The sequence below is a fragment of the Rugamonas violacea genome (assembly GCF_016461825.1).
Lineage (GTDB): Bacteria > Pseudomonadota > Gammaproteobacteria > Burkholderiales > Burkholderiaceae_D > Rugamonas.
Genome location: NZ_JAEMNU010000040.1, coordinates 101,980 through 104,699 on the forward strand (window position 1 = coordinate 101,980; position 2,720 = coordinate 104,699).

Here is a 2,720-nt window from a genome sequence, read left to right on the forward strand (position 1 = left end):
CCCACCCCAGGTTTGTGCCTGTGGGTTTGCTTAAGGCGACCTCTAAAAACCAGCAACTTGTCGTTGCCGCGTAGGCGGGAACCCATGCTGAGCCAATGAGCGTGCAGTGTATGGATTCCCGCCTGCGCGGCGGTCCGCCGATGCGGAACGACAATTTGGTGGTTTTTCGAAGTGCCCTTAACTTAGCGCTCGCCCTCGCTCGTCGGCGCCGGCGCCAACGGCGCCTTAGGTTCGCTGGCGACCGGCGCATCCGGCTCGTCGTCGGGTGACGAGGCCGGCGGCGCGGCGGGCGGCGCGCCGTCCTGCGGCAGGTCGCTGGCCTCCTCGCTGGCGTCCTCGTCCTCGACCGGCGGCCGCGCCACCGGCATGCGTTTGCCGCCCGGCAGCAGGGCCGCCGCGTCGAGCTTGCCGCTGTCGAGCGCGCTGCGGACAAAGTCGCCCACCAGCAGCACGGCGTTGTGGCCGCCCTGCCCCCAATAATTGCTGCGCATGGTCACGCGGGTGTCGTTGAAACCGACCCAGGCGCCCGTCACCAGATTCGGATGCATCAGGATGAACCAGCCGTCGGCGTTGTTCTGCGTGGTGCCGGTCTTGCCGGCGACGTCGCCGTTGATGCCGAAACGGTAGCGCACGCCGGTGCCGGTGCCGCGGTTGACAACGCCGCGCAGCATGTCGATCAGCGTGTCGGCGGACTCGGCCGACATGGCCCGCTCGGGCTTCTCGGCCTCGAAATTGGCGATCACCTTGCCGCTGCGGTCGGTAATGCTGGTGACGAACACCGGCTTGCGGTACTCGCCCTGCGCGGCGATGCTGGCGTAGGCGTTGACCATTTCCAGCAAGGTCACCGGGCTGGTGCCGAGCGCCAACGACGGCACCGAGGCCAGCTTGCTCTGCCGCACGCCGAGGCCGCGCGCCAGCTTGACGATGGGCGCCAGGCCGACGTCCTGCATCACCTGCGCGGTGATGGTGTTCTTCGAATAGACCAGGCCGTCGCGCATGGTCATCATCTCGCCGGTCGAGCCGCTCATGTCGGTCGGCCGCCAGACGCTGCCGTCGCCCGCCTTGATGTCGAGCACCGCGTCGCGGTAGGGCCGTTCGGGCAGGAAGCCCTTCTCCAGCGCGGCGCCGTAGACGATGGGCTTGAAGGTCGAGCCCGGCTGGCGCGCGGCCTGGGCGACGTGGTCGAACTGTTCGCGCTGGAAGTTGCGGCTGCCGACCCAGGCCTTGATTTGTCCAGTCGATGGATCGAGCGCCACCATGCCGGCCTCCAGCCGGGTCTTGGCGGCGTGCAATTGGGCGATGAAGTGGCGGTCCGCCTTCAGCCGCTTGAACGCCGCCGCCGGCTCTTCGCCGCCCTCGACCGCCTTGCGGTAGTCGCGCGACTCGCGCACGACGGCGTCGGCGAACTCGGGATGCGATTGCCAGAAGTAGGCGAACGAGGGCGCGCCCTCGTGGGTTTCAGCGTAGGCGCTGGTCGAGGTGGCGGAGTAAGTCGCGCGCTGGCTCCATTCCGTGTCCGCGATCGCCTGCAGGGCGCGGCCCTGACGCTCGACCGCGCGCATGGCCGACGTCTGCAGGCCGAAGTCCAAGGTGGTGTGCACCACCAGGCCGTCCAATTGCAGGTTGTAGTCGTTCTGGTCGGCCCACTGGATCAGCCATTTGCGCACGAAGGCGGTGAAGTGGGTGTCGGTGCTGCTGCGTTCGGCCTGGCGGGCGAAGTGCACGCGCAGCGGTTTCTTCAGCAGACCCTGGTAGCGCGCCTCGCTGAACAGTTCGTGCTTGCGCATCTGTCCCAGCACCACGTTGCGGCGCTGCACCGAACGTTCGGCGTTGCCGACCGGATTGTAGTAGCTGGTGCCCTTGAGCATGCCGACCAGGGTCGCGCTTTCCAGAATGTCCAGTTGCAGCGCCGACTTGTCGAAGTAGGTGCGCGCGGCCATCTCGATGCCGAAGGTGTTGTACAGGAAGGGCACGGTGTTCAGGTAGGCTTCCAGAATCTCCGGCTTGCTGTAGGTCGCCTCGATCTTCAGCGCGGTGATCATTTCCTTGAGCTTGCGGTTGATGTTGCGCGAGCGGCCTATCTCCTCCGGGAACATATTGCGCGCCAGCTGCTGGGTGATGGTCGAGCCGCCCTGGGCGTCGCCCTGCAGGGTGTGGAAGACGGCGCCGCCGAGGCGGGTGATGTCGATGCCGTGGTGTTCGTAGAAGCGGTGGTCCTCGGTGGCGATCAAGGCGGCGATGACGTGCGGCGAAATCTTGTCGAGCTTGACGCGCTCCTGCAAGCCCTGGTCGAAGCTGGCCAGCTCCTTGCCGTCGGCCGAGACTATCGACGTCGCGCGCGCGGCGCGGGCCTGCTTGAGGTCGCGGATGCCGGGCGTCAGCGGGATCAACAGCAGCACGTACAGCAGCGACAGCGCCGCCACGGCGACGCCGGCCCACAGCGCGAAGAACCAGGGCCGGCGCTTTTCCGGCTTGCTCATCAAATAGGCATGGCCGCGCACATACGCGCGGCGCGCGGCGAGGACGGCCTTGTCGGCCCACGGCCGGGCATGTTGTTGCAGCCACGCGGCCAGTTTTCGTAAGAATTCCACTGTTTGATGCCCGTCGTTCATTGTTCGCAGGGCGCAAGTATATATGAGGTTCTTCGGCCGGGATTGCATCGGAGTGAAAGGGTCGGCGGCGGTAAAACCACCCAACGGCGAAGAGCCGGGGGGGGGGGC

At 66.8% G+C, this 2,720-nt stretch carries 1 protein-coding gene; it reads right to left on the reverse strand.

The window, feature by feature from the left end; all coding sequences use genetic code 11:
• Positions 1 to 182: 182 nt before the first annotated feature.
• Positions 183 to 2,480, reverse strand: coding sequence for a penicillin-binding protein 1A (locus H7U20_RS09865; RefSeq protein ID WP_233410629.1), 2,298 nt, complete (start codon positions 2,478 to 2,480; stop codon positions 183 to 185).
• Positions 2,481 to 2,720 lie beyond the last annotated feature (240 nt).